The sequence below is a fragment of the Dactylosporangium sp. NPDC050688 genome (genome assembly GCF_040654515.1).
GTDB lineage: Bacteria > Actinomycetota > Actinomycetes > Mycobacteriales > Micromonosporaceae > Dactylosporangium.
Map to the genome: position 1 here is coordinate 84,483 of NZ_JBFAIC010000035.1, position 26,446 is coordinate 110,928.

Here is a 26,446-nt window from a genome sequence, read left to right on the forward strand (position 1 = left end):
TCGATAGATAATAGCGGAATCCAATCCGTGTGGTCGTCGCGGGCTCACCGCGCCGTCTGTCAGCGAGGCATGGAACAGTTCATGCCGGCCATCCGGCGCAACTGCATCGATGCCAAGGATTTATTCGGCAAGCCTCCCCGCACTGGCGTGATGGCACGCGGGCCGTTCGGCGTCCCGGTGCTCACCACCGCCGTCGACGGGTACGCCCCGTCACCCGTATTCCGATCCGGCCGTGATCGCCCGCTTTGCCGCCGCGGTGCCCCAATGAGGTGGGCGTACGCCCTGTCGAAGGATGGCTGGGTGGTGCTCAGATCGACCGGTAGGACAATGCTGTCATGACCGTCGACTGGAGCGTCCCCACACCGATGGAGTTCGACCCGGACGCGCTGCGGGTGCGCCTTTCGCAACTGCTGGAGCCGATCCTCACGATCGAGCTCTCGTGGTACGCGCTGGACGGCGCCTACCCGAAGCCCGGCGCCTACCTGCGGGGTGACCGCTCGCCGCAGGCCCCGCCCACACCCACCGAGAACAATGCAGTAGTCCTCGGCGACCACGCGAATAACTGCAATATCACGATCAGCACGGACTTCGGCGAATTCGGCCCGGGCTACCGGGTCAGCCCGATGCGGAACCTGGTCTCGTGGGTCGTCGCGCTGCTCGCCGCCGGCTGCACCGCCGAGCTCACCGGCGCGCAGGTCTTCGACGACCCGGAAATCACCGGCCGCCGTCTCCTCGCCCCAGCGGAGCTGCTGGCGCCGGTCCGGGCCCTGCGCCGTCACGACGGCGAGACGATGGAGTCGACGCTGATCCGCATCGCCGACGCGGTCGGCGCGCCGACCCTGGCCAACCCGTGGCGGCCCTGACCCCGGATCCGCTCATATGAGCAGCAATCTGTGGACTGGCGTCGAGCACGTCGGGCGCTGTGCGCGCTCGCCGTTCTGGCCGTCGGTGCCGTCGCCGCCCCGGCCAGCCCTGCGGCCGTCGCCGGGCCGTCGTCCACCGACCCGGCCGTCGGCACGCCCACCAGCGTCGCCGGAGACTACGACCAGCATGAGCGGTTCGTGGTCCGGGCCGACCCGCGCCGCACCCCATGGCTGACCGAGATCGTCGTCGTTCGCCCGTACGTCAACACCCACCATGCGTTCAACGCGACGGGCCTGCGGCGCGGCTGAAGGCGAAACAACGGCCGACCCCGGCGGTGGGGTCGGCCTCTTGTGTCGTGACGGCTACCGCAGATACTTCTCCCACCATGTGAACGCCACCCGATAGGCTGACGGCGTGTCGTCCGCAGCGTGGTTGGCCAGCCCGTTCTTGCCGAAGTAGTAGTCGTGCACCTGGTTGGCCGCCCCCGTGGCCAGGTCGGTGTCGGAGATTGCGACAGCATGGATGTGGTACGGCCAGTCTCCCTGCGACGGATTGCGCAGCCAGGCGGCGAACCCGACGGTCCGTAGCGCCTGGACGGTCTGCCACCGTTGGGTGGTGCTCAGGCTGGCGACCGAGATGTCCACCGCTCCGCCTGCATCATGTGTACCGGCCGAGCTCGGGTTCGCCGACGTATAGGACCCCTGGCTGAGCGTGATGCTCCAGGACAGCTTGGCGTCGGCCGCGGCGAGCATGTCGCGGGTCCTGGCGTTGACCCGTTGGCCACCGTACGAGCTGGTCCGCGACCCGGTGCTGATCGGCCTGGTGACGGTGTACCGACCACTGCCGAGCGTGGTCAGCGACGACGGGCCCGGGTATCCGTTGGCGTCCAGGCCCGAGTATCCGAGTGAGCGCTGCCAGGCCGCATACGCCGCGACGGTCGACGTGCCGTAGTGCCCGTCGACCGAGCCCGAGGCCAGGAAGCCCTTCGCCGACAGTGCCCGCTCGACCTCCAGTACGCTCGCCGCCGCGCCAGGGGTCTGCCCGGTGCCGCTCTTCGGTGGATCGACCTGCGCGGCGAGCATGACCTGCTCCATGTCGACGACCGGCAGCGCTGCGGCGGCCGGTCCGCCGAAGGGTACGACGACCCCGAGCAGCGCGAACACCACCACCCCACGGGACAGCACGGCGGAAAGGTTCATGGCGAGCTCCGATCCAGGCATCGACGGACAAGGATGGAAAGAAGCTACAGGAACATCGATCGGGATGGAAGAAACCTGCGGCGCGGCGATCTCTACAACCGCAAGGTGCCCTCCGGTGCCCACAGGATCGAGGCCGGTGCGACCAGCCCTTGGCATGTCGGGCGAGTCAGCTTCGGGGCGGGCGAGCCGTGTCCGCTGTCGATACCGTGTGCGACGTGGCGACCGACACGTTCTCGACCGCGACCGAGCGAGATGCTCTGTGCGGCTTTCTCGACCAGGCGCGGGATGCGTTGATCCGTAAGGTCGACGGCTTGTCCGACAAGGATGCGCGGACGGCTGCGACCGTGAGTTCTCTGTCGTTGCTGGGTCTGCTGAAGCACTCGGCTGTCTGGGAGCGTAGGTGGTTTCAGGTCATCTTCGCGGGGCGCAGCCTTCCGGACGAGTGGCCGACGGTGGTGGACGACGGCCGGGACGCCACCTTTGCTCTCGACGGTGATGACACGGTGGAGAGTGTTGTGGCGTACTACCTGGAGCAGATTGCGGTGTCCCGGGAGATCGTCGCCGGCGTCGATCTCAACGCACGATGCGCGCGGTCGGACCTGGTTGACGAGAACCTGCGTTGGGTGGCAATGCACCTGATCCAGGAGACGGCGCGGCACGCCGGCCATGCCGACATCATCCGCGAGGCCATCGACGGCAGTCGCGGACTCTGAGCCGCAGCCGACTCCGGAACGGGCGCCGGCGACTTCATCGACAACCGTGCCATCGGCGCCGGGCGTCGGCGCCGGGGGTTCGCTGGTTCAAGTGGTGGTTCGGGCGTGGAGGTAGGTGCTCCAGTCGGTGCTGGCGTGTCGGGCGTAGTGGTTGGCGGTGTCGATGCTGATGCCGAGCAGGTCGACGAGCAGCGGCGGTGGTAGCTGGGCGGCGAGGTTGATCAGGGCGGTGGCTCGGCCTGGGGCGGCGCGGGGCATGCGGTGGCGGGCGAGTTGGTGTGCAGGGTGGCGGTGTGGGTGCCGGGCAGCCCGCCGGGGAAGATCCATCTCGGGTTGCTGGTGGCGGCGTTGCGGTGGCGGGTGGCGGCGTTGGCCTGGGCGTGCAGGAGCGCGGCGACGGTGGGGGGCGACGCGGAGGCGGTGGCTGCCGAGGAGCAGGTAGGTGTTGGTGTCGCTGCCGGACGGGGTCGTGCAGGACCTCGTCGGCGTCGCGGATGGCGGTGACGAGGGCAGCGGTCGGGTGGTCGGGAGCGAGCCAGCGCCAGACGGCTTCGCCGGTGCCTGCGGCGAGCAGCGCGTCGGCGACCCGCTGCAGCGGCTGGGTGATGGCGTCGGTGACGGTGAGCAGGTCCTGGATGCGGGCTTCGGCGAGGCATCGGTAGCAGGTGCGGTGGATCGGGAACGTGCCGGAAGTGCCGCACCGCCGGCAGGTGTAGTCGTACTCGAGGTCTGCGCAGCCGGCGCAGATCCGTGTGCCCGTGGTGTCGAGGCCGATCAGCACCCGCGATTCGTGGCAGTTCGGGCAGGGCCGTCACGTCCGGCCCGGCCGGCGCGGCCAGCGACGGTGGTGGCATCGTCCATCGGCGGTCCGGGCCGGGTTCGGCGTTTCTTCGTCGGTGTGCAACGCGCTCCACGAGCCGGCCCGGGTCGCCGCCGACGATGCCTCGGTGAGGGCGTCACGCCACCCTCGTCCGATGATCGCGGGCGAGCCCGTGCAACGAACATGGTTGCTGCGGGGCTCGCGGGCACAACACCCACACGTCGGACGCGGTGGCCCGGTACAGCCGATAGGGCGACGATCCGGTCACATCCTGCCGCGCCACCGGGGTGGCGCCCCGTGCGGTCGGCCCGGGATACATCCGCAACCCGCAGTCGAGGTCGTCCCCGGTCAGTTCGCCGGCATCGCCGACCGCATAGACCGCGCGACCGTGGTACGGCGGCACGCTGGAGTCGAACACGACGATGCTCACCCGCGGGCGGTCGGCGAGGTTACGCGAGTGCCGGGAGTCGGCTGCGGACACCCAGCAGAACTCCCGGTGACCGGCGGCGGCGAAGTAGACGGGCGAGGTCCACGGCCGGCCGTCCGGGTCGACGGTGCCCAGGACGAGGTACCGGTTCGCGTCGAGCAGTTCGCGCGCGTGACCGGCGAGGTCGGTGCTCATGCCGGCCCGCCTATCGGGTTATGCGGTAGCGCAGGTGCGTCGCCGCCGGTGTGGGCAGGACGTCGACCGGCTCCAGCCGGACATGTCCGTCGGGGAGGCCGGCGAACATCCGCGTGCCGCCACCGAGCAGGACCGGCACCAGGTGGATCTCCATCTCGTCGAGCAGTCCCGCGTCGAGGTACTGCCGGCCGATGTCGGCGCCGCCCATCACTGTGACGTCCTTGTCGCCGGCGGCGGTCTGCGCCTGCGCCAGGGCGCTTTCGAGGCCGTCGGTCACGAAGTGGTACACCCCCTGCTCCGGCTGCTGCTCGGGCGCCTCATGCGTCACGACGAACACCGGCCGCCGCGCTGGTCCGCTCGGGCCGTCGGCGCCCCACCAGGGCAGCGACGTGTCGTAGGTCCGGCGCCCGGTGATCACGGCGCCGAGGCCGTCGACGGCCGCGGCCAGGTACCGCTGGTTCGTCTCGTCGGCTTCGAAGGCCCACTCCTGCAACCGCAAGCCGCCGTCGCCCATCGGGTTCTCGGGTGTCTGGTTCGCTGCCGTCGTGTAGCCGTCCAAGGACATGCTGATGACGAAGATGACCTTTCCCATGGCTGTGCTCCTCCGGTCGTTTCGTACCTGCCCTGACCCGTCCACCGTGCCGGTGCAGGCCCCGTACCGCATCCGTGGTGGCCACGGATCCGCCACGGATCCGTGACCGCCAACGGGGGGCACGGCGGCGGCTGGCGCGATGCGAGACGATGGCGGGATGGACCGGCCGGAGATCTCGCCCAGGGAGGCCGAGGTGCTCGCCGCTCTGCGGGAGCACCTGTCCAACGCGCAGATCGCTCAGCAGCTGCAGGTCTCCGTGCGTACCGTCGAGAGTCACGTGTCGTCGCTGCTGCGCAAGCTCGGGGCCGGCGATCGGCGGACGCTGGCGCGGATGGCCGTCCTGGCGGGCGAGTCCGGCCCGACTGCGCCGCGCCCTTCCGGTATCCCGGGCCACCGGACCACGTTTGTCGGACGCCACCGCGACATGCAGACCGTGCTGGACCGGATCGGCCGGGCCGGCCTCGTCACCCTGCTGGGCCCGGGCGGGGTCGGCAAGACACGGCTCGCGGTCGCGGTGGCCGAGACCGTCGTGGCGGATCGTCCCGGGAGCGTGACGTTCGTCGACCTGATGCCGGTCCGTGCCGGCTTCGTGCTGCTGGCGCTCGCCGGGGCGTTGGGTGTGCTGGAGCGTCCGCCACGGTCCCTCGCCGACGCGGTGATCGACCGGCTCCGCACCGAGCAGTCGCTGCTGGTGCTGGACACCTGCGAACATCTGGTCGACGACATCGGCCCGATGGTCGAGCGGATCCTCGCCGACTGCCCAGGCGTCACCGTCCTGGCCACGAGCCGGCAACGGCTCGGCGTGAGCGGCGAGCACCTCGTGCTAGTGGCGCCGCTGCCGTCGGACAGCGACGCCCAGCGGCTCTTTCTGGACCGGGCGCGGGCGGTGTCGCCGGACTTCGCCGCCGACCCGGCGCTGCTCGCCGAGATCTGTACCCGCCTGGACGGCATGCCGCTGGCGATCGAGCTGGCCGCCGCCCGTTCGGCGTCATTGGGCGCCGACGGTCTGCTCGCGGCGCTCGACGACCAGCTGCTCCTGCTCACCGGCGGACGGCAGGCCGACGCGCGGCACCGATCCCTGCACGACGTCCTGCAATGGAGCCATGATCTGCTCGACGAGCCGGAGCGGGCGATGTTCCGGCGGCTGTCCGTGTTTGTCGGCGGCTTCGACCTGAACGCGGCTTCGTCCGTGATGCCGCAGCGATCCCGCGGCGAGCTGACCGACCTCATCGGCCGCCTCGTTGACAAGAGCCTCCTGACCCACCGGGTGACACCCGACGGCCGGAGCCGGTGGCGGTTGCTGGACACCGTCCGCGCATTCGGTGAGCAGCAACTCGACGGGGCCGGCGAGGCTGCCGAGGTCCGGCTCCGTCACCTGCACTGGGCGGCCGCGACCGCGCAGGCGCTCGCGCCGGACGACCGTGGCGACTGGGCGACCACATTCGACGAGATCGTCGGTGACCTGCGCGCGGCCCTCGCGCACACCGATCCTGCCCCGGACGACACGGCATACCAGCTGGCCGTCGGACTTGCCCGGCTGGCGTTCGCCCGCGGCTCGTTCGCCGAGGCACGCGAGCACTACCGGGCGGCATCAGCCCGAGCTGGCGACGCCACCCGGGCCGTGCGCGACCTGCGCCATGCCGCCGACGCGGCGGTGATCGTCTCCGACGGGCCGGCCGCGCTGCGCCTGCTGCTGGAGGCGGCGGACCGGGCCGGCGCGACCGGCGATGCGCGGGCAACGGCGCTGGCGCACGCCGTCATCGTCGCCGTCCGGTACGCGGCCGAGTTCGCCGGGCCGGTGACCCGGGCGGTCCGTGCTCGGTTGCTGCGGCAGGCGAGCGACGCGACGGACGGCACCGACCCGGCGACCGCCGCGGTCCTGGCCGCCGCACGGGCGTGGCACGAGCTCGGCGAGCCCGCAACCTCGGCGGCGCCGGCGCGCATCGCGCTGCGGGCCGCCCGACGCGCCGCCGACCCGGCGCTCACCGCACTGTGCCTGGACGCCCTCGGCACGGCTGCCGTGCAGCTGGGCCGCCCGCTTCGGGCGCACCGCGTCGCGGAACTGCGTATCAAGGTCGTATTCGCGCTGTCCGCCCACGATCCGGCTGGTGCTGCGGAGATCACCGACGCCCATCACGTCGCAGTGTCGGCCGCCATCGCAGCGGGGGACCTGCCCGCCGCGCGTACCGCTGTGCGGCGGGCCCAGGCCGACGACCCGGTCGGCAGCCATCCCTACCTGGCCATGCCGCGCCTGATCCGCGTGCTCGCCCTCTCCGGCCAGTTCGACGAGGCCGTCGAGGCGGCGCGGGCCCTGTGGGACAACTGGGTGCGCGACGGACGTCCGGAGATGGCCTGGATGTCGTCGGCGCTGGCGGCCGTTGCGATGGTGCACGGCCTGCGCGGCGACGGGCAGGCCGACCGGTGGCGGTCCCGGGCGCTCGAGGTCGCCGGTCACGACGACCCGCGGCAGTCGGGCGATCTCGCGGCGGTCGTCGCTTTCGCGGACGCACGGATCGCGGTGCACACGGGCGACACCCGCCGGGCCGCCGCACTGGTCGAGCGGTGCACCGCCGTGTTTCCTGAGCGCTGGTGGGAGGGGTACGCGCGGGCCGCCGGCGCCGAGCTGGCCGTCGTGGCCGGCCTGCCCGACGCCGCCGACACACTCGCCCGGGTCACCCCGGTGGCGTCGGAACACCGCTGGGCGGCGGCGGTGCTCACCCGCGCCCGAGGCCGCTTGTCCGGCGACCCCGCCGTGCTACGGCAGGCGCTCGGGCAGTGGGACCGCCTGGACTCGCGGTTCGAGCTGGCCTGCACGCTGGCCCTGCTGCCCGGCCAGCAGGCGGCCGGGCACAGCGAGCTGGCCGCCCTCGGCTGCTCACCGCCCGGCCGCGCCGTCGGCACCGATGAGGATGACGACCATGGACCATGAGCTCATCCGGTTCGACCGGGTGGCGACCGACCGCGGCGTGCACAACGACCTCGAACTGCGCCTGGGCCGATACCGCCACACCGCCGACTCGTACTACCTGGCCATCGACGACTCGCCGACGGCGGGCGCGGCGGTCGAGGAGAACCTCGCCCGGCTGCTGGCCCAGTGGATCGACCGGCTGCACGGGCTGGCCGCCGGCGGGAAGGCGCTGCTGCCGTACGACTTCAGTGACCAGTGCACGGCCTGGCTGCACGTGCAGAGCCCGGACGGCCGGACGGCCGTCGTGCAGGCCGGGTGGAGCGGCATCGAAGGCTGGAGTTTCATGCCGACGAACATCGACCAAGGGCAGCGGCCGCGACACCTGCAGCCTATCGCCGAAGCCCGCATCGAATGCCGGCTGGCCGACCTCGTCGCCGCCCTCGAACGCAACCGCGACGACCTGCGCGGCCGGCTGCAGTAGCGCAACCGGCGCCGATGCGTGAACCGGCGGGTGGTCGGGCACCGGCCCGGCGCCCCGCAACGGGGCGCCGGGCACGAGGCGGGCGTCAGCAGACGTCGATGTACCACACCGGACCCCAGTCGATCGTGGTGGTGTGGCTCGGTGCCGTGGACTGGACGAGGACGTCGTGCGGGCGGCCGAGGAACCGGGTCACCGTGCCGGGCGTCTGGTGGTTGATGAACTCCGTCTGCTTGCCGTACGCATGGAAGTCGTGCAGCGCACGGGTGGTGCAGGTGCGCATGATGAACACCTTGTACGAGGCGCGGGTCGGATCCCAGACGTCGACGCAGAGCGTCCCCGTCTCGCACCGCTGGCCGCGCACGCCGGTCAGCGACCACAGGACCTTGTCCGCCGGCGGGTACATCGTCGGCTCGACCTCCGCGGCCGCCTGCGCCACGGTCGTCGTGGCCGCCTGGGTCACGGGTTGCGCCGCCGTGGCGCTGACCGGCACGGCGAGCGCCGCGACTGCCAGCGTGGCGGTGATGAGCATTCGGCTGAGCATGATCTGTTCCTCCTGTCGGGTGGTAGAAACTACGGCTTTGTGCCGATGACCGCACCGTTCGCGCCTGGTCCGTCGAACCAGACGGTGCGGACGTCCTGGTAACCGGCGTCGCGCAGCCAGCGCGTGTACTCACCGGGCGTGTAGTTGCGGCCTTCCGTCTCGACGAGCATGTTGAGGCTCATCAACGCTGCGGGTGGCGGTCCGGTGCGCTCGTCGTTGACGAGCAGCTCGGCGACGACCACCTGACCACCGCTGGGCAGGGCCGCCCAGCATTTCCGGAGGATCCCGCGGCAGCGGTCCTCCGCCCAGTCGTGCAGGATCATGGACAGCAGGATCGTGTCGTGCCCGCCGGGCAGCGCGGCGCCGGCGAAGAAGTCACCGGCCACCGTCCCGATCCGGTCCGCGAGGCCCGCTTCCTCGACCTTTCCGGCTGCGATGTCAGCGACCTTCGGCAGGTCGTAGACCGTCGCGGTCAGGTCGGGGTAGAGCCGGCACAGCTCGATGTCGTACGCCGCGGAGCCACCGCCGACGTCGAGCAGCCGGCGGGCGCCGCTCAGGTCGACGGCCCGGCCCAACGCGCGGGCGGTGAACGTCGACAGCGAGTGCATCGCCTCCCAGAACACCGCGAGCAGTCGGGGATCCTCGCCGTCGAAGAGCGAACTCTGCCGGTCCGGGTTCCACGTGGTCGGCCGGTTCGTGCGGATCGCGTCGGTCAGCCGGGCCCATCCGGGGTACAACCGCTGGTCGAGCATCTGCACCCAGCCGCCGAAGTAGTAGGGCTTGCCGCGGACCAGGAACTCCTCGGCGATCGGGCTGTTGCGGTAGCGGCTGTCGTGCTTCACGAGCAGCCCGAGTGCGGTGCACCCGGTGAGCAGCATGTCCGCCGGTCGTTCCTCGATGGCGAGCGTCTCGGCAAGGTCCGGGGCCGTCGTGCCGGTCGTGCCGGACAGGCGTGAGAACAGGTCGAGCTCATGGGCCGCGGCGAGCGTCTTGAAGGCCCAGAAGCCGGTCGTCAACTGCATCAAGGGGACCGGCGAGAGCGTTCGGTCAGCGTCCGTGATCATGACTACTCCACAACGTCTCGTCGTCGGTTGTCGCTGTCCGTGACCACACTGCCGTCGCGCCCTACACGCGGGCCATACACTGATGTGTAGATCGCGTCGGGCGTCCCGCCGTTCGGCTTGCCTGGTGGATGCCTCACCCGGACGGGGATCATGGAGTTTCGGATACTTGGCACCCTGGAGATCAGGGACGGTGCGGGGCGGCTGCTCTCGCCGCCCCGGCGCAAGCAGCGGCTCCTGCTTGCCGTGCTGCTGCTGCGCGCCAACACACCGGTGACGACCGATGCACTGCTCGACCTGTTGTGGCCCGAAGCGGCGCCGGTCTCGGCGCGGGCGAACCTGCAGTCCTACGTGAGCGGCCTGCGCCGGCTGCTGCACACCGACGAGCCGGCCGACCCGCCCCGCCTGCACCGCGAACCCGGCGGGTACGTGCTTCGGGTCGGGCCGCAGGAGCTGGACGCTGCCGCCTTCGAAGCTTTGGCCGGCCAGGGCCGGCAGGCGCTGACCGAGCAGCGCCACGCACCCGCAGCCGAGCACCTGACGCAAGCCCTCGCTCGATGGCGTGGACCGGTGCTGGAAGACCTGCCACTGCCCGCCGAGCTCCAGCCGGCAGTCGAACGGCTCGAACAGCTGCGCATGGTGGTGCTCGAAGACAGCATCGAGGCCCGGCTGGGCCTGGCGGAGCCGGCGGTGCTCGCCGCCGAGCTGGCCGAGCTCACCGCCCGCCACCCGCTGCGCGAGCGGCTCTGGGCACACCTCATGGTGTCCTTGTACCGCGCGGGCCGGCAAGGCGACGCCATCGAGGCCTACCAACGCGTCTACCGGCTGCTAGACGAGGAACTCGGGGTCCAGCCCGGCCCGGCGCTGCAGCAGCTGCACCGGCAGATCCTGGCCGCCGACCCCACCTTGACCCTGTCACCGGCCGCCACGCGCGCGGCGACGCGGGTGCGGCAGCTGCCGGCGCCGCCACCGATGTTCATCGGCCGTTCCCGTGAGGTCGCCGCGCTGGAGCAGACGCCGGACGCGTCCACGGTGGTGATCAGCGCGATCGACGGGATGGCCGGAATCGGCAAGACCGCGCTCGCCGTCCACCTGGCGCACCGGATCGCCGACCGGTACCCGCACGGGCAGCTGTTCATCGATCTGCACGGTCACACACCGGGCATGACGCCCCGCGAGCCGGCCGACGCGCTCGACCATCTGCTGCGCGCCCTCGGCGTTCCAGGGGCCCAGGTCCCCGACGCCCTGGAAGATCGGGCCGCGCTGTACCGTACCCGGCTCGCCGACCAGAAGATGCTGATCCTGCTGGACAACGCCGCCACCGAGACCCAGGTGGCACCGTTGCTCCCCGGCGGCCCGGGCTGCCTGGTGCTGATCACCAGCCGACGCCGGCTGGCCGGGCTCGACCACACCACAACACTGTCGCTGGACACCCTGCCCCTGCCGGAGGCCGGCAGCCTGTTCGTCCAGACCTCCGGCCATCTCCAACCCGACGACCAGCCGGCCGACCTGGTTGCGGAGCTCGCCGAGCTGTGTGGGCGGCTGCCGCTGGCCATCCGCATCGCCGCTGCCCGGCTACGCTCCCACCCCGCCTGGAACCTGTCCCACCTGGTGCAGCGGCTGCGGGACCAGCAGCACCGGCTCGGCGAGCTCGAGGCCGGGCAGCGCAGCATCACCGCCACCCTTGACGTGTCCTATCAGCACCTGCCCTCCGACCAGCAACGCGCCTACCGGCTGCTCGGCCTGCACCCCGGCACGGACACCGACTCGTATGCCGCGGCCGCACTGCTCGACTCCACCCCGGACGACGCCGGCCGGCTGCTCGAGCACCTCCTCGACGCCCATCTGCTGCAAGAACCCACACCCGCCAGGTACCGGCTGCACGACCTCGTCCACGCCCACGCCGCGCACATCGCAGCCCGCGACCAGACCGGGTCCGCCGGCCGCGCGGCGCTACATCGACTGCTCGACCACTACCGGCACACCGCCGCGCTCGCAGTGGACGTCGCACATCCCTGGGAGGCCGAAGGTAGCCCCGATGTACCTTCCGCGAGTACTCCGGGTCCCGACCTGCGGGACCCGGCCGCCGCGCTCGGCTGGTTGGACGCTGAACTGACCAACCTGCTGGCCGCCGCCCGGCACGCCGCCGAACACGGCCGCACGGAGCACGTCCTGGACCTGTCGACCATCCTGCGCCGGCCGCTACGGGCCCGGGGCCGCTACCACGACGCCGAAGCCCTGCACCAGCAGGCCCTGACCACCGCCCGCGCCACCGGCCACCGCACCGGCGAGATGGAGGCGCTGGCCGGGCTCGGTCACATCCACCGCCTTCGAGGCCGCTACGCGCAGGCCGCCGACCACCTCCAGGAAGCATTGCGGATCGCCCAGGCCACCGGGCACCGCGTCGGCGAACTCGACGCGCTGACCGGCCTCGGTCGGCTGCACTGGATGCAGGGCCGGTATGTCCAGGCGACCGACCTTTTCGAGCAGGTGCTGCTGAGTGCCCGGGCCACCGGACACGGCGTGCTGGAGCTGGACGCGCTGACCGGCCTCGGTCGGCTGCACTGGATGCAGGGCCGGTATGTCCAGGCGACCGACCTTTTCGAGCAGGTGCTGCTGATCGCCCGGGCCACCGGACACGGCGTCGGCGAGCAGAACGCACTGACCGGCCTCGGCCAGATCCACCGGATGCATGGCCGGTACGACCAGGCCGCCGACCACTATCAGGCGGCGACATGCCTGGCCCGGACCACCGGCCACCACGTCGGTGAACTGAACGCACTGACCGGCCTCGCCCAGGTCCAGCGACTGCAAGGCCGGCACCGGCAGGCCGAACACAGCTTCCAGCAGCTCCTCGATCGGGCCCACGCGACCGGTGACCGCAACTACGAGTTCGAAGCTCTGCAGGGCCTGGGCCGACTACGGTACGCCACCGGCGACCCGGACACCGCCGTCGCTCAGCACTACAAGGCCCTTACATTGGCGGGCGAGCTGGGCCAGCCCGTCGACGAGGCCCGCGCCCACGACGGACTCGCCCACGCATACCGCGCCCGGGGCGAGGACGTACAAGCCCGCGAACACTGGCAGCACGCCCTGACCATCCTCACCGGCTTGGGCATCGACCGTACCGACGACGAGGAAACCACCACCGCGGCCGTCCGCGCTCACCTGGCCCCCACCGACCCGGTCATCCGGATGCAAGGGCCTCCTGAATAGGGCTTGCATCCGGTACCCAGGTACAGGCTCCTGGCCCAGCTCCTCGACCGCACGGGTGCCGCCGCCGAGGAATCCATGCACACCGCTTGACGCTGCGCGCACGGTCCGAGCCAGGCCCGCCGCCGGGCGCCCCGCCGGTCGCAGACTGGGCCGGAGCCCACCCGGCCGGCGGTGTCATGCAGCTGAACATCACGCTCGTCGACCTGTCCGGCGGTGACCGCGTCGACGTCGCCGCGGAGTCCACCATGGACGGGCTCGCCCGGGCAGGCGGCCACGCTCGCAACCCGCCGACGCCGTCGAGCTGCGAAGCCGCCGCGCCCGGTCAGCATGACCAGGCGGATCGACGGCCACGGCACCGCGGCCGGGCCCAGCCGCTCGCCCGGCGCCTCGACCACCAGGTCGGGCGGGATGCGGCGGGTTGCCAGCGTCACGGCCGAGCCTGCAGGCGTCGCCCGCCCCGAGGCGGGCACGACGTGGCGCGTTGCCAATTCCGATCGTCGCCTGGCCCGTGGCGCCCGCGCCCGCCGCGCCGGTGCATGCACGGCCCGAACAGCGGCGTGCACGCACCGGCAACCTCGCGGCCGTGCGTCACTCGAAGAACTTCAGCCCGAAGCCGGTGTCGGTGGTGGCGCCCGGGACGTTGGCGCGACGGTAGGTGACGCCGCCCCACCAGACGGCCGAGCCGATGTACCAGTACCGGTTCGGCCACGAGTACGGCGTGCCCTTGGCGACGGCGTGATACATCGTCGGGAAGCGGTTGCCGGAGGGCGGGCCGGCGGCGATGTCGCCGCGGTCGAGCGCGAATACGATTTCTCGTCCGGGTAGATCGTGTTTACCCCGGCGTCGCCCGGGTATCGAGCCGGGTTGCAGACCCGACCGATCGGAAGGGGACTTCATGGACATGGCCGGATGGATCATCTCCGTCATCGCCATCCTGATCGTGGCGGCGATCGCGCTCGACGTGAGCCGCCGGAGCCGAAAGCGGTAACTGTCATGCACCATCTCTTCGTGCCCGCCGCCACGGCGGGACTGACCGCGGTGGCCGCGTTCGGCGTCGCCGCCGAGCGCGTGGACTTCCAGCCGACCGAGATCACCGAATCGGTGCGCAGCTACGAGCTGACGGACGAGTCGACGAAGTACGACAACGCGGTCGACGAGCTCAACGGCCGGGTTGACCGTGCGCGGCTCACCGACGTCCTCCGCGACGCCAACCACAGCGCCAAGGCGCGGTGCGGGGTGCCGCCGACCGCCGACTCGGTCCAGTTCTGCTGGAACGACGAGGACAACGACGGCAAGACCTGGATCCCGCAGGGCCTCACGGGATCGTGGGACGCCAACGCCGACAGCCTCTGGAACGGCCACCGGGTCATCGCCGCCACCTGGTACGACGGCCGGGGGCGTGACGGGACCAACCGGGGCAGCCGGATCACGTTCGTCAACTACGACGACGCAGGCAAGCCGGAGTACCGGCACGTGCTGCTCGTCGTGCCGGACGAGGACGGCGAGAGCTTCCACGCCGCGAAGTCCCACGTCGGCGGCGTTGCCTGGTACGGCTACCGGCTCTACGTCGCTGACACCGATGCCATCCGGGTATTCGACCTGCACAACGTCTGGCGCACCCGGGCCGACGACACGCGCAAGAAGATCGGCATCCTGGACAAGAAGGCGTACGCGGCGGACTACCGCTACGCGATCCCGCAGGTCGGATACTATCGGGCCAAGGACGGACTGCGTATCTCGGCGATCAGCCTCGACCGCAGCACGACGCCCGACTCGCTCGTCACCGTCGAGTACAAGGAGGACCGCGACGGGGTCCACTCCCCGAAGCCGGCCAACGCGCGCATCGTCCGCTGGAACCTCGGCCGGGACGGCAAGCCCGACACCACCTCCAGCGCCGCCTACGTGACCTCGCGCGCCAACGTCAACGGCGTCCTCACCATCGGCGACGGGCCCGCATTCGTGCTCACCTCCAGCGAGTTCAACCGGCTGCCGGCCTGGATCCACCGCGCGAAGCTCGGCTCGTCGAGCCGTTACACCAGCGTGCGCGTCGGCGGCCCGGAGGACCTCACCTACCAGCCCCAGGGCAAGCGGGTGTGGACCCTCACCGAGTACGACGGTCGCCGCACCGTCGTCGGCATCCCGCTGGCATCGATCGGCGAGCGCTGACCCCTGCCGATTGGGCCTGCCGGGGCACCTGCGTCCAGGTACATCCGCGGCGACCGATCCGGCACATCGCCGTACGGCCGCCGGGCCACGATCAACACGGCCAGCAGGGTGGTCAGGGTCTGCAACCGCCGCAGCAGCCCGTCGTCATCGGCGCCCGAACGGGTGTCTGCCTGGCCGCGGACCCCGGCCGGCGGTGATCTCCAGGGCGCCGACCCGGTCGGAGCCGTCCACGAGCGCCGGTGTCCAGCAGCGTCCACAGCTCGGTCAGGCCGTGCTTGCTCAGGTGGTGGCGGAACAGCTCCGCCCGGTCGGCGGCAACACGCATCCTCGTGGCGAGCGCCTGCTCGTGCGGCAGCAACGGGCCCTCGGCGGCCGCCGACCCGGTCGCGAAGCCACCCCGGACGACCCCCGGCGTGACCCACGCCGGCAGGTCCTTGACCGGTGTGCGGGATCCGATCGTCAGCTTCCCGTCCAGGACGCCGCGTAGCACGGCGCCCCACCGCTCCATGCGGCGGTCGGCGCGGCGGCGCGTGTCAGTGTCCTCGTGCGTCGTCGCGGTGACGAGCGCCTGCGCCAGCTGGTCCACGGCGTAGCCGAGGTTGACGCCGGTCGGTGCACCCGTCGGGGACGTGGACGGGTCCGGGGTGGGGTCGGTGTTCGCGGCCATGCCAGCGTGGCGGGCCTCGCACCCGCACCCTCCGGGTTACAAGCCCGGTGCTCTGCTGATTGAGCTGGCCGACGAAGGCAGCCCGTCCGTCGAGGTCGCGATGGCCGGCACGTCGATCCCGGCGACGCGGGACGGACGACCCACTGACGCCGGTCAGCCCAACCACGCTGACAGAGATCAAGATCTATGGCAAGGACTGGATGGCGCCGACCCAGACCATCGACTTCCAGACGGGGCTGAACTGCAAGGGCTGGGACTGGCTCGTATGCTGACCGTGGGGGTGCTCGATGGGTGAATGGGCCTTCGCCGTCTCGCCGGTCGATAGCCGGACCCGGACGACTGAGGAACTCGCCGCGCTGCTACCGGCGCTCAGCGAGGTGCTCGGGGTCCGGCTCGTCCGGATGGGCGGAGACGGGGAAAGCATCTCCGGGCACGGTGTGGACGAGCGCGGCACCGAGTTCTGGCTCGCCGGGATGTTCTGCGACCCTGGTGACTTCGGCCGGTGCGAGTCCTACCAGTTCGAGTTCTCGGTGGACGCGATCCCGTCCGACGACCCCGGGGCGATCGCCGCGTGGTTCTACGGGCGGCTCTGTGACAGCGGGCAGTTCCATGCGGTGCTTATGAGGAACTCCACTGCAATCGAGGCGACCGAGGTGGACAAGTCCCTGTGGTGGACCTAACCTGACCGGCCCGCGGTGGTGGCGGCGCGAACGTGTCATCGCCACCGCGGCCTGTACTGCCGTCCGGATGCTGCACGCAGGACCCGCGACGGCACGCTGTGACTGCGCGTGGGCAGCACCTGCCGTCGAGGATGACGAACGTGTTGGACTCGTAAATTCGGTTCGGGCTGTGACGTGCGGCTTTGTCCGACGTCTGCCTCCCCGACTGGGGCGACGATTGAGGTCATGACCGCTTCGCTGGTGTACCTGCTGCTACGCCAGGCCTTGCAGATGCTGACCCAGCTCACCCGCGACGGCGGCGCCAAGGACGTCGAGCTGCTCGTGTTGCGGCACCAGGTGGCGATACTGCGCCGGCAGGTTCACCGCCCGGCTCTGCAGCCTGAAGATCGGGTTGTGCCGGCGTCGTCGTCGCGGCTGCTGCCCGAGCCCGATGGTCCGCGTTCTTGGTCACCCCGGCCACGCTGCTGCGTTTACAGGTACTGGCCGCTGAGGGCCGGCTCGCGCTCGACCGTCGTGTCGAAGCCGTCACGCAGTGCGTACAACTCGGCGAGGGTCGCGCCGTCGGCTGGGATGCCGGCTGACGTGCCCAACCAGCCTGCCGCCTCGCCGAACGGCAACGCAGGCACCTCGATCCGGGCCAGGCAGCGGCCCGGCCGGACGACAGCCGGGTGCAGCCGGGCGAGATCCTCGTTGGTGGTGATCGCCACCAGGACCTTACGACCTTGACCGAGCAAACCGTCGGTCAGGTTGAGCAGCCGGGACAGCGCCTGCCCGGTGTGCTGCTTGGCCTCGCCGCGGATCAGCTCGTCGCAGTCTTCGAGCAGGAGCAGCCGCCACTTCTCGTGCTTCTTGTCCGGGCACGAACAGTCGCCGGCCCGGTTGAGCGCGACCTCCATCAGGTAGGCAGGGCTGCTGAACAGCGAGTCGGGGTCGAGCACGCAGTCGAACTGGCACCAGTCCTGCCACTCGTGGGCCAGCGCGCGCAGCACTGTGGTCTTGCCCGTGCCCGGTGGTCCGTGCAGCAGCAGGAGCCGGCCGCGCACCGAGGTGCGGTCGACCCCGACCAGCTTGTCGAACTGCGTCGCGGCGGTGCGGGCGTAGTTGTTGCGGATGTCGGACCACGGACCGGCGGTGATGGGCCGCGGGTTGCGTTGCGGGCCGTTCGCCGAGGCGTACCAGAAGCCCATCGAGACGGCCTTCTCCAGCGGTGGCGGCTCTTCGGTCATCCCGTCGATCGCCGACGCGATGATCTTTTTGCCGAGTTCCGTGCTGGTCGCGGTGACCGACACCGTGGCGGTCTTGTTGCGCGGCCAGTGCACCGCGCGCAGGGTCCAGCCGTCGCCGGTGGCCAGGCTGGCGCGTTCGGTCTCGTTGATGGTCGTGCGCAGCACCAGTACACCTGGCGGGAGGAGGGTCGCATCGTCGCGGACGTTGTTGAGGTCTTTGGTGACGGCGTGCGGCTGGGTGCCGGTGACGAACGAGGTCAGTGCGAGGGCGTCGATGACGTCGCGCGGGGAGTCGGCGTCGTCGACCGTGACGACGATGGGCAGCAGCGTCTCCGGCGCGGTGCCGGGGGCGCCGAGCTGCAGCGGGAACTGCCGTGGAGTACGCACGGATCAATGATCGCCGCTGAAGCTGTTGCGGTACACCGATTTTCCAGGCCCTGGCCGGACACGGCGCCGCCGCCGTCGCACACCTGGATGGCGACTTCGTCGCGCCGGTCTGGCCAGCCGTTGCCCATCGTGTCAGGCGTGCTCGTCACGTACTCCCGCGTCATTCTGAACGCGCCCGAGCCACCAGGACGCACCGATCAAGGCGGGACGGAAGTGCGGGCGCCGCGTACGCTGCAACGATGGCTTACGGCGTGCTGCTCGCGATTGACTTCGGCACCTTCAACACCGTGGCCATGGTGCGTCGCGGCGGCGGTGAAGCACGTTCCCTGCTCTTCGATGGGTCACCGCTGCTGCCGTCGGCGGTACTCCTGGAAGGCCCCGGCGACGTGTTGTCCGGTGCCGAAGCCGTGCGGTCGGCGGGGGTGTATCCGGATCGGTACGAGCCCAACCCGAAGCGAAGGATGGCAGACGGGATCGTTCTGCTCGGCGGCTACGAGACCGACGTGGTCGACCTGGTCGCCGCCGTGCTGGGACGTGTGGCGTCGGAGGCGCGGCAGGTCGTCGGCCAGACCCCGGATCGTGTCGTGGTCACGCATCCGGAGACCTGGGGCACGTCGCGGTTGAGCCGGTTGACCGCTGCGGCCGTCCGTGCCGGCCTGCCGAGCCCGATACTGGTGTCGGAGCCGATCGCTGCCGCCGCCTACTTCCTCGGCCAGGTCGGCCGGGTCGGCGCGGGTCAGTGCGCGGTGGTGTACGACCTCGGGGCTGGCACGTTCGACGCCGGTGTGGTTCGGCGCGGCCCCGCAGGAGCGCTGACGGTACTGGCCAGTGAAGGGCTGCCCGAGGTGGGTGGCCTGGATCTGGACGCCGCGTTGGTGGAGCACCTGGGCCGGCTGATCGCGCAGCGGGCCCCGGACGCTTGGGACCGGTTGCTGCGACCGGCCACCGCCGCCGACCGTCGTGCCCGGTGGCAGCTGTGGAATGACGTTCGGCTGGCCAAGGAGTCGTTGAGCCGGCGTTCGCAGACGCTGGTGCACTTGCCGGTCCTCGACGACACCGTTCCGGTGAGCCGGGACGAGTTCGAGCAGCTCGCCGAACCGGTCATCGCGCGGACGGTCGCGGTCACCCGCGTCGCGGTGCGGAGCGCGGGCATCGGGCTGTCAGACGTCGGCGGCATCTTCCTCGTCGGCGGGTCGAGCCGCGTCCCACTCGTTGCGACGCTGCTGCACCGCGCGTTCGGGATGCCGCCGACGGTTCTGGAGCAGCCCGAGCTCGTGGTGGCGGAGGGTTCACTGGTCCTGCTCGACGCGTGCGAGGAACACACGCCGACCGGTGTCACGATGAGGCTGCCCGCCGGTGCCGGGTCGCAGGTGTCCGTTGCGCAAGCGCGTGGAACGGCCGCTGGCCCGTCATCCGTGCCGCAGGGCTCGCCGCAGCAGATCATGCAGCTATCGCCGGCCTCGACGACGGCAGGCCGCGCGTCGAGCGTCGACGAGGCCGTCGAACCGGAGCGGGGGCGATCGATCCGCGGCCACCTCACCGATCCGTGGAGTGTGGCAGCGGCCGTGCTGCTGGGTGCCCTGAGCGGCATGATCGGCGGCCTCGCCGGTGCGAGTGCGGCGGCCGGGCTGATTGCGGGAGCCGTGGTCACCGTGATCGTGCATACGGTGCGGGTGGCCCTCGGTATCGTGTTCGACCGTTGAAGACGCGGCTGTCGGGCATTGCCCGCTAGAAATTACTCAGCACCGAGCTGAATATCTTGTCGACGCTGGCCGGGTCGCGCGCGTCGTAGGCGGCTGCCCGCGACACTTTCGCGATCTGTTCGAGCGTGTCCAGGTCGGCCTCCTCGCCGAAGGCGATACCGAAGATGCGAATCGAGTTCTCCAGGCGTGACCCGTCCAGGTCGCGGAGCAGCTTCGCCCGGTCGTTGTCGGCCGGATACTCGTTGCGCCCATCGGTGAGCAGCACGACCGCGTTGATGCGGTCGGCGTCCAGCCGTCCCCGCATGTACACGTCGGCGGCCCGGGTCGTGTGGTACAAGGCCGTGCCGCCATCGGCGCTCAGCGCCCGGATGATGTCGGTGAGTTGCTGCTTCGCGTCACGGATGCGCGACATCGGCAGCCGCTCGGTGTAGGGCTGCGCACCGTTCGGTCGCTGCCCCGAGAACGTCCACAGTGCCACCTCGTCGTCGGGATGCAGCAGGTCGAGGCTCGCGATCGCCGCGTTCTTCGCGGCTTCCAGCTTGCTGATGTCACCGGCCGCCTTTTCCTTCATCGAGCCCGAGACGTCGAGGACGAGCAGCACCCTCGCCTTCTTCCGCAGGTCGTCCCAGCCGGCGAGGATCTTGTCCAGGACCTCTCCGACGGGTGACTGGATCAGGCTGAGCTGCTGCCCGGCCGGGATCCGCAGGGTCTGCGCCAATTCGGGGCCGGCGTTGCCCTGGTGGTCGCGGAAGCCCATCGCCGCGAACGCGGCCTGCTGGGCCGGTTGCTGCAGGAACGCGAGGAAGTCCGCGGCTGCTTCCCGTTGTGCGTCACTGGCCGAAGGCAGCACCACGTACGGGTGGTCGAGCATCAGCGTGCCGTCCCGCGGCACCATCGGCACGAGCGGCACCGTGGGCGCCCTGCCTTTCACCTTCGGGTCGCCGGTGGTGTTGCCCTTGTTGTAGAGGAAGGTGAGCTGCTCCTGATGCACGACGGCGCTCACGTACGACATCGCGGCGCCCTTGGCGTCGGCTTCGGCCAAGTTGGCGAGGAACTTCACCGCATCGTCGGTGTAGTGCAGGACGCCGGCTTCGACCCCGCGAACGAAGTTGATCACATTGGGCTGGGTGAGATCGGCCGCAGTCAGTTCGCGGGACAGGCCGGTCGCCGCGTAGTACGTGGCCACCGTCGCGGCAAAGCCGGACGTGGACCGGTGCGGGTTGTCCTTGCCGAAGGAGAAGCGCCCCCACTCGGGATGGCCGTACCGGCCCCACCCCTGCGGATCGGACGCCAGCGCCAGCACGTCGCTCCACCCGAACTCACGGTTCGGCCAGCCGAACGCCTCGGCCATCGGCTTCGGCATCGAGATGACCAACGGGCTCTGCGCGATCGACGGCATTTGCGTGCCGGCCGCTGGCACCACCTGCTTGCCGCCGGTGGTCTCCCGGTGGCGGGCCAACTGGAGCCACAACGATGCGGTGGGCGTCCACACCTGCGGTGCCGGCCCACCGTCGCGCTGTTCATCCCATCCGGAGCCAAGCGCCTCCGCCGCCGCGCCGGACGTGAGCCGGTGCACGGTCACCGATGCGCACCGTTTGCCGCCGTACAGTGTGTCGGAGGCATTGTACCGGCGGGCCAACTCGATCATCAGGTCGGCCTTCTCGGTCGACGAACTGACCTCGATGGGTTCACAGCCGGCTCGCTTGTCGGCGCCCGCCTCCCCGGGGTCGCGACGGAGCACCACGTACGTCACCACGACGGCTATCAGACCGACGATCACCGCAATCACCAGCGGCATTCGCGTACGTGGCCCCGCGACAACGCCCATCGACGATCTCCTGTTCACCGGCAGAGCCCCGCATCTTAACCGACGGCCACAACGCCGCCGCTATCCGCCGGACGTGGCCGACTGGACGGCCCGCTACGGGTAACCCTCGACTCGTCCAGCCCGAAGGTCCGGCACCCGTCGCTCTCGGGGCATCAGGGTCGCTTCGAGCTGCGGGAGATCGTGAACGCGATCTTCTACCAGAACCGGACCGACGGGTTTACCTCCCTCGCCGTGCTCCTCGGCGCCGGCGGTGTGGCGATCGGCTGGCGGTGGGCGGACCCGGTCGTGGGGCTGGTCATCACGGCCGCGATCGCGTTCGTGCTCAAGGACGCGGCGCGGGAGGTGTACCGCCGGTTGATGGACGCCGTCGACCCAGCCCTCGTCGACACGGCGGAGCAGAGCCTCGCCGATATCCGGTCGCCGCCAGGTATGCCGGGTGAGCAGGACCGTGCTGATGCCGCAGAGCACGAATGCCTGCAGGTAGGCCGCGGCGCTGCGAACCTCGGCGCCTGCACCATCGCCGCACGGATGTCCTCAAGGTACACCGCGGGGTTCCGCGGCGCTGGGACGTCACCGCAGGGGATCGCTGCTCGGCACCTGCCGCTTGCCGACTCCGCGCCGGTCAGGACAGCACCGCGACCTCGGTCGCGCCCGACCATCCACTGTGGTGGCGCCGACCGCCACGAAGTCGGGAAGTTGTGCCGCGGGGCCACGGGTCAGACACGGGTGAACTCCATGACCCAGTTGGATTCCCACGTGTGCCCGCCGTCGGCGGAGAACTCCTGCTCCCAGCGCGCCGAGGTGGGGGTGATGTCCGACCAGATGAAGTGCGCCTTGATCGGCCTTCCTTCATGGGTGTCGTCGCCGTAGAAGTCGCCGCGGCCATCGGTGAAGGTGCCGACCACCGGCGGGTAGAGCAGGCCGGTGGTGCTGCTCGCCCAGTAGATCGACCACCCCTTGCGTTCGACGTCGAACAGGCGTAGCGAGAAGCCGCGGCTGCCCAGTGTCGGGAAGACGATCTCCTCGGTGTTGCCGGCACCGTTGAAGATGCTCTGGCTGGTCACGGTGCTCGGGAAGTGGTCCCATTCGTCGCTGCCGGCGAAGAGCGTCCTGAGGCGCCGGTTGGTCACGTTCCACGAGCCGATGATGAAGTCGAAGTCGTTCATGCGGCGATCATGGGACGCTACCCCTGACATCTTCTGTCAGTGGTCTGGAAGACTGTCCCGGTGCGTGCGAGCCGGTTGCTGTCCCTGCTGCTGTTGCTGCAGAACCGCGGGCGGATGAGCGCCGCACAGCTTGCCGCGGAGCTCGGCGTCACCGCCCGGACCGTCTACCGCGACGTCGAGGCGCTGGCCGCGGCGGGCGTGCCGATCTACGCCGAGCAGGGACCCACCGGTGGGTACCAGCTGATGGACGGCTACCGCACCCGGTTGACCGGGCTGACCGCGGACGAGGCCGAGTCGCTGTTCCTGACCGGCATGCCGCAGCCGGCCGCCGAGCTTGGGCTCGGTGCCCAAGTGGCCGCCGCGGAACTCAAGTTGATGGCGGCGCTGCCCACCCCGTACCGGGAGGCGTCGAATCGGATCCGGCAGCGCTTCCACCTCGACGCGCCGGGCTGGTTCCGGGAGCCGGACGCGGTGCCGCACCTGCTCGCCGTCGCGGAGGCGCTCTGGCAGGACCAGGTCATCGAGGTCCGGTACCGCCGCTGGGCGCCCAGGCCCGGTGTGGTCGGCCGGCGGCTGCAGCCGCTGGGGCTCGTCCTCAAGGCGGGAGTCTGGTACCTGATCGCCGCCGGGCACGGTGAGCCGCGCACCTACCGGGTCTCCGCCATCGTCGAGCTGCGGCGGCTGCCGGAGCGGTTCGTCCGCCCGGACGGCTTCGACCTGACCAGATTCTGGCAGGCACATGTCGAACGGTACGAGCGGGCCGAAACGGCCGAGGTCGCCGTGGTGCGTCTGTCGCCCGCCGGGATCGCCGCCCTGCCCGACGTCCTCGGCCCGCGGGCCGGCCGGCTGGCGGCGCGCACCCTCACACCCGCCGACCCGGACGGCTGGCGACGCGTCACCATCCCGCTGGAAAGCGTGGACCACGCCGCAGCCGGCTTGCTCCGGCTCGGCGCGGACGCGCAGGCACTCGCCCCTCCCGAACTGGTCGCGCGCATCACCGCAACGCTCCGGGCGATGACCCGGCTGTACCCGACGACGTCAGGGGATTGACATACCCAGTCCGCTCACAGGCGCGTAAGCCAATCTCGCCGAGATCACCTCACTGAGCCATTCTGCGCACCCCCGCAGTCGGGCCGCTGCCTGGACGACCCTTCCAGCAGCACGACCAACGGCACCCAGCTGCAACTGTGGGACCGCAACGTGACGAACGCGCAGCGGATACCTACCCGTCGCGACCGTCACAGCCCTTTTGTGAACGTCACAGCCCGGCGGCGGGCAGTCCCGCCAGGGTGAAGCGTTCCTGGAGCCAGGGCAGCAGGTACTGGTAGGCGGTGATGGTGTTCGGCTGGCCGTTGTCGTGCGACAGCACAATCGAGCCTGGGCGCGTGTGGCCTTTCACGTGGCTCACCACGCGGGAGATGTGCGCCGACGCACCGCTGTCGTGGATGTGCTCCCAGTCGCGCGGGTCCACGTCCCAGGAGATCGAGTCCATGCCCAGCGAGCGCGCCTTCGCCACGAGGGCGGGCGTGAAGTTGCCGCCGGGCGCGCGGAAGTACCGGACCGGCACGTCCGTGCCGACCGCCGCGCGGATCATGTCGTTGGTGTGCCTGAGATCCCAGTCGATGTAAGCGTCGTCGCGCTGGGCGAGGTTCAGCAGGTGCTGCCACGAGTGGTTGCACAGGGTGTGCCCGTCGGCGTGGATGGCCCGGACGAGGTCGGGCCGGTCGCGGACCCGGAATCCGACCATGCAGAACGTGGCGTGGATGTGCCGCTCCCGCAGCATGGCCAGCAGCTTGGGGGTGTTGATCGGGTCCGGCCCGTCGTCGAAGGTCAGGGCGACCGCCTGGCTCCCCGTCGTAATGAAGGCGCCGAAGCGCCCGTCGCCGTCATGGAAGGTCGGGCTGGGTGACGGGGACGCCGACGTGGTGGGGCTGGGCAGGGGCGCGGCGGCGACCGGGACGGCGGACACGGCCGGCGCCGGCTGCGCGGGCCGTGTCACGGTGATGCTGTCGCCGGTCACCGTGACCAGCAGCACCACCACGGCGGCCGGCAGGCCGAAGATCGCAAAACGCATACCTTCCAGACGGGCGGACACCGTGACAGGGTTGCACGCCGCACCGGCCGGCGGGCCGGCGACCCGGTCAGTAGCTGAAGGCCACGGCGGGGGTCGTCACTGATCCACTGCTACATAAGCATGGCGCCGTCGGATTCCGCGTTGTCCCGGAAGCCGGCGGGGTCGACCTTGCGGGCGTTCACGCAGATCGGGCCGCCGAAGCCAGTCGATGGGCGGCGCTCGGGGCGATGCGCAAGATCGGCTCGTAGGGCCGGGTGCGGTTGGTTCCGGGCAGCGGAGGGTATCCGTCCGGTGAACGTTTGACGACGTGTACGGGAGGACGACCATGCTGCCGAAGATGATCGCCCGGTGGGCGGTGGCCGCGATCGCGGTGCCGCTCGCCATCGCCGCGGCCAAGAAGGTCAGCGACCGGATGGAGGCGCGCCGCGGGTCGACGCGCGCCACGCGGCTGCTGCGCCGGGGCGTCTCCGCAGCGGAGCGGATGACCGGCCGCAAGCGCCGCCGCTTCGCGTGGTGACGGCGGAAGCGCGGCGGGTCAGGGAGACAAGAGCGCGGTGACCAGGAGCCGGTTGGCGGCTGGGAGCGCCACCGGGCTGGACGGGTAGCGCGGGGCGTAGGAGGACGCGGACGCGCCGCCGGCCCACTCGGTGTGTCCCCAAGCCGTACGAGGAGGTGACCGCCGTCTACACCGGCCCCGCCGTGCGGGCCGTCGTCATCCCGTACGCGCTGACCTTCCCGACCGCCGGCAAACGAGCGCGAAGGGCACCTGGCGACCGGCAAGGCCGCACCGGGCACGACCTGGGCCAGCAGTCCCACCCGCAGCGCCGTCTTCGCGTCGAGCTTCTCCACAACAGCAGCAGCTCACTTGCCCGGACCTTACCGAGCAGGGCCGGCAGCAGCCACGTGATGCCGTAGTCGCCGCTGACGCCCGCGCCGAGGTGGCGGTCCGCACATCCCGGCGGGCCCCCACCTCAGCGGCGACCTCGTGCAGCCGGGCGGCGAGAGCGTCCGTGACGCCGTTGCCGCGATCAGGCCGGTTCAGGGTGACCCGGGCGACCGGCCCGTCGATGTCGAGCAGGACCCCGTTCACGCGGTGACCCGTTCGAAGACGGCGACCGGGGCTTGGCCGCCGCCGATGCACATTGTCCGCAAGCCGTAGCGGGCCTTGGGGACCGATGGAAAGAGCCTTGGTTACTGTACTTAAGTAAGCTAGCCTTCTACTATACCGTAGCGTACGGGGGTCGTCGCCACGACGATGCCGGCCTGCGGCAAGCCGGACAGCTTAAGGAAATGATGTGCCGCCATGCGCCAGGGTTCGCGTCGATCCGCCCGATTCTCGGCGTGAACCCGCTCGGCATGGGCCTGCGGGCCTGTGCCGAGCACCGCCGGCGCGCCACCGGCGCGGCTACCAAGCCCTCCAACCAGTCAAACCCACGCACAGGAGACGACGCGCATGCCTCTCACCGCCCCGCTCACCGCCAACGGGAGCGCCCGATGACCCGTAGCGGCGACCAGTACCTCGAGGGGCTGCG

23 protein-coding genes, 1 tRNA gene and 1 pseudogene are annotated in these 26,446 nt (G+C 70.8%); 12 read left to right on the forward strand and 13 right to left on the reverse strand.

All coding sequences use genetic code 11. From position 1 onward, the window contains the following. The first annotated feature begins 335 nt into the window (after positions 1-335). Together AB0H83_RS29310 and AB0H83_RS29315 are read left to right on the forward strand one after the other, a co-directional pair. Positions 336-863, forward strand: coding sequence for a hypothetical protein (locus tag AB0H83_RS29310; RefSeq protein WP_360100030.1), 528 nt, complete (start codon positions 336-338; stop codon positions 861-863). 30 nt (positions 864-893) lie between these two features. Next, positions 894-1,172, forward strand: coding sequence for a hypothetical protein (locus AB0H83_RS29315; protein WP_360100032.1), 279 nt, complete (start codon positions 894-896; stop codon positions 1,170-1,172). A 54-nt stretch (positions 1,173-1,226) separates the two neighbouring features. On the opposite strand, the gene AB0H83_RS29320 is transcribed toward AB0H83_RS29315, so the two are convergent. Continuing rightward, on the reverse strand, positions 1,227-2,063 hold the full coding sequence (locus AB0H83_RS29320) for a peptidoglycan-binding protein (protein WP_360100034.1): 837 nt from the start codon (positions 2,061-2,063) through the stop codon (positions 1,227-1,229). Positions 2,064-2,278: 215 nt separating this feature from the next. Between AB0H83_RS29320 and AB0H83_RS29325 the strand changes: the two genes are divergently transcribed. Then, complete coding sequence (locus AB0H83_RS29325) at positions 2,279-2,776, forward strand: DinB family protein (protein WP_360100037.1); 498 nt, start codon at positions 2,279-2,281, stop codon at positions 2,774-2,776. Positions 2,777-2,863: 87 nt separating this feature from the next. On the opposite strand, the gene AB0H83_RS29330 is transcribed toward AB0H83_RS29325, so the two are convergent. The 3 genes from AB0H83_RS29330 to AB0H83_RS29340 all read right to left on the reverse strand — a co-directional run bounded on the left by AB0H83_RS29330 (position 2,864) and on the right by AB0H83_RS29340 (position 4,810). Next, positions 2,864-3,103: a hypothetical protein gene (locus AB0H83_RS29330; RefSeq protein WP_360100040.1), complete on the reverse strand. Its 240-nt coding sequence runs from the start codon at positions 3,101-3,103 to the stop codon at positions 2,864-2,866. Between the two features lie 629 nt (positions 3,104-3,732). Continuing rightward, the gene (locus tag AB0H83_RS29335) at positions 3,733-4,218 is read right to left on the reverse strand and encodes a pyridoxamine 5'-phosphate oxidase family protein (RefSeq protein ID WP_360100043.1); all 486 of its coding nucleotides are present in this window, start codon (positions 4,216-4,218) and stop codon (positions 3,733-3,735) included. A 10-nt stretch (positions 4,219-4,228) separates the two neighbouring features. Continuing rightward, entirely contained in the window at positions 4,229-4,810 is a 582-nt protein-coding gene (locus AB0H83_RS29340; protein WP_360100046.1) for a dihydrofolate reductase family protein, read from the reverse strand. Between the two features lie 157 nt (positions 4,811-4,967). Between AB0H83_RS29340 and AB0H83_RS29345 the strand changes: the two genes are divergently transcribed. Continuing rightward, positions 4,968-7,739, forward strand: coding sequence for a LuxR C-terminal-related transcriptional regulator (locus AB0H83_RS29345; protein ID WP_360100048.1), 2,772 nt, complete (start codon positions 4,968-4,970; stop codon positions 7,737-7,739). After that, entirely contained in the window at positions 7,729-8,199 is a 471-nt protein-coding gene (locus tag AB0H83_RS29350) for a hypothetical protein (RefSeq protein WP_360100051.1), read from the forward strand. The genes AB0H83_RS29345 and AB0H83_RS29350 overlap by 11 nt, the downstream gene beginning before the upstream one ends. An 85-nt stretch (positions 8,200-8,284) precedes the next feature. Here AB0H83_RS29350 and AB0H83_RS29355 read toward each other — a convergent pair whose 3' ends face one another. Both AB0H83_RS29355 and AB0H83_RS29360 read right to left on the reverse strand, forming a co-directional pair. Further along, positions 8,285-8,740, reverse strand: a complete 456-nt coding sequence (locus tag AB0H83_RS29355) for a hypothetical protein (RefSeq protein ID WP_360100054.1) — start codon at positions 8,738-8,740, stop codon at positions 8,285-8,287. A gap of 29 nt (positions 8,741-8,769) precedes the next feature. Then, entirely contained in the window at positions 8,770-9,762 is a 993-nt protein-coding gene (locus AB0H83_RS29360; RefSeq protein WP_360100057.1) for a methyltransferase, read from the reverse strand. A 192-nt stretch (positions 9,763-9,954) separates the two neighbouring features. Here AB0H83_RS29360 and AB0H83_RS29365 point away from each other — a divergent pair, with 192 nt between their 5' ends. Beyond that, on the forward strand, positions 9,955-13,017 hold the full coding sequence (locus AB0H83_RS29365) for a tetratricopeptide repeat protein (protein ID WP_360100060.1): 3,063 nt from the start codon (positions 9,955-9,957) through the stop codon (positions 13,015-13,017). Between the two features lie 588 nt (positions 13,018-13,605). On the opposite strand, the gene AB0H83_RS29370 is transcribed toward AB0H83_RS29365, so the two are convergent. Further along, positions 13,606-14,016 carry a hypothetical protein gene (locus AB0H83_RS29370; RefSeq protein ID WP_360100063.1) on the reverse strand — a complete coding sequence of 137 codons (411 nt, stop codon included), beginning with the start codon at positions 14,014-14,016 and terminating at the stop codon, positions 13,606-13,608. Between AB0H83_RS29370 and AB0H83_RS29375 the strand changes: the two genes are divergently transcribed. Further along, on the forward strand, positions 14,011-15,183 hold the full coding sequence (locus AB0H83_RS29375) for a hypothetical protein (RefSeq protein WP_360100066.1): 1,173 nt from the start codon (positions 14,011-14,013) through the stop codon (positions 15,181-15,183). The genes AB0H83_RS29370 and AB0H83_RS29375 overlap by 6 nt on opposite strands. Before the next feature lie 112 nt (positions 15,184-15,295). On the opposite strand, the gene AB0H83_RS29380 is transcribed toward AB0H83_RS29375, so the two are convergent. Together AB0H83_RS29380 and AB0H83_RS29385 are read right to left on the reverse strand one after the other, a co-directional pair. Continuing rightward, the gene (locus AB0H83_RS29380) at positions 15,296-15,850 is read right to left on the reverse strand and encodes a hypothetical protein (RefSeq protein WP_360100069.1); all 555 of its coding nucleotides are present in this window, start codon (positions 15,848-15,850) and stop codon (positions 15,296-15,298) included. Between the two features lie 8 nt (positions 15,851-15,858). After that, a tRNA-Thr gene (locus AB0H83_RS29385) sits at positions 15,859-15,916 on the reverse strand. A 221-nt stretch (positions 15,917-16,137) separates the two neighbouring features. On the opposite strand from AB0H83_RS29385, the gene AB0H83_RS29390 reads away from it, so the two are divergent. Next, positions 16,138-16,530, forward strand: coding sequence for a hypothetical protein (locus AB0H83_RS29390; protein WP_360100072.1), 393 nt, complete (start codon positions 16,138-16,140; stop codon positions 16,528-16,530). 470 nt (positions 16,531-17,000) lie between these two features. Here AB0H83_RS29390 and AB0H83_RS29395 read toward each other — a convergent pair whose 3' ends face one another. Beyond that, positions 17,001-18,143: a DUF5925 domain-containing protein gene (locus AB0H83_RS29395; protein ID WP_360100075.1), complete on the reverse strand. Its 1,143-nt coding sequence runs from the start codon at positions 18,141-18,143 to the stop codon at positions 17,001-17,003. Positions 18,144-18,604: 461 nt separating this feature from the next. On the opposite strand from AB0H83_RS29395, the gene AB0H83_RS29400 reads away from it, so the two are divergent. After that, positions 18,605-19,846, forward strand: a complete 1,242-nt coding sequence (locus tag AB0H83_RS29400) for an Hsp70 family protein (RefSeq protein ID WP_360100102.1) — start codon at positions 18,605-18,607, stop codon at positions 19,844-19,846. Between the two features lie 25 nt (positions 19,847-19,871). On the opposite strand, the gene AB0H83_RS29405 is transcribed toward AB0H83_RS29400, so the two are convergent. Next, positions 19,872-21,674, reverse strand: a complete 1,803-nt coding sequence (locus tag AB0H83_RS29405) for an extracellular solute-binding protein (RefSeq protein WP_360100078.1) — start codon at positions 21,672-21,674, stop codon at positions 19,872-19,874. Between the two features lie 117 nt (positions 21,675-21,791). Between AB0H83_RS29405 and AB0H83_RS29410 the strand changes: the two are divergent. Then, positions 21,792-22,061 (forward strand): annotated as a pseudogene (locus AB0H83_RS29410) (cation transporter); the annotation flags it as partial. A gap of 329 nt (positions 22,062-22,390) precedes the next feature. Here the strand turns inward: AB0H83_RS29410 and AB0H83_RS29415 are convergent. Beyond that, entirely contained in the window at positions 22,391-22,840 is a 450-nt protein-coding gene (locus tag AB0H83_RS29415; RefSeq protein WP_360100081.1) for a hypothetical protein, read from the reverse strand. Between the two features lie 60 nt (positions 22,841-22,900). Between AB0H83_RS29415 and AB0H83_RS29420 the strand changes: the two genes are divergently transcribed. Continuing rightward, positions 22,901-23,890, forward strand: coding sequence for a WYL domain-containing protein (locus AB0H83_RS29420; RefSeq protein WP_360100084.1), 990 nt, complete (start codon positions 22,901-22,903; stop codon positions 23,888-23,890). Positions 23,891-24,098: 208 nt separating this feature from the next. On the opposite strand, the gene AB0H83_RS29425 is transcribed toward AB0H83_RS29420, so the two are convergent. After that, positions 24,099-24,935: a polysaccharide deacetylase family protein gene (locus AB0H83_RS29425; protein ID WP_360100087.1), complete on the reverse strand. Its 837-nt coding sequence runs from the start codon at positions 24,933-24,935 to the stop codon at positions 24,099-24,101. Positions 24,936-25,221: 286 nt separating this feature from the next. Here AB0H83_RS29425 and AB0H83_RS29430 point away from each other — a divergent pair, with 286 nt between their 5' ends. After that, entirely contained in the window at positions 25,222-25,431 is a 210-nt protein-coding gene (locus AB0H83_RS29430) for a hypothetical protein (protein WP_360100090.1), read from the forward strand. The last annotated feature ends 1,015 nt before the right edge of the window (positions 25,432-26,446 follow it).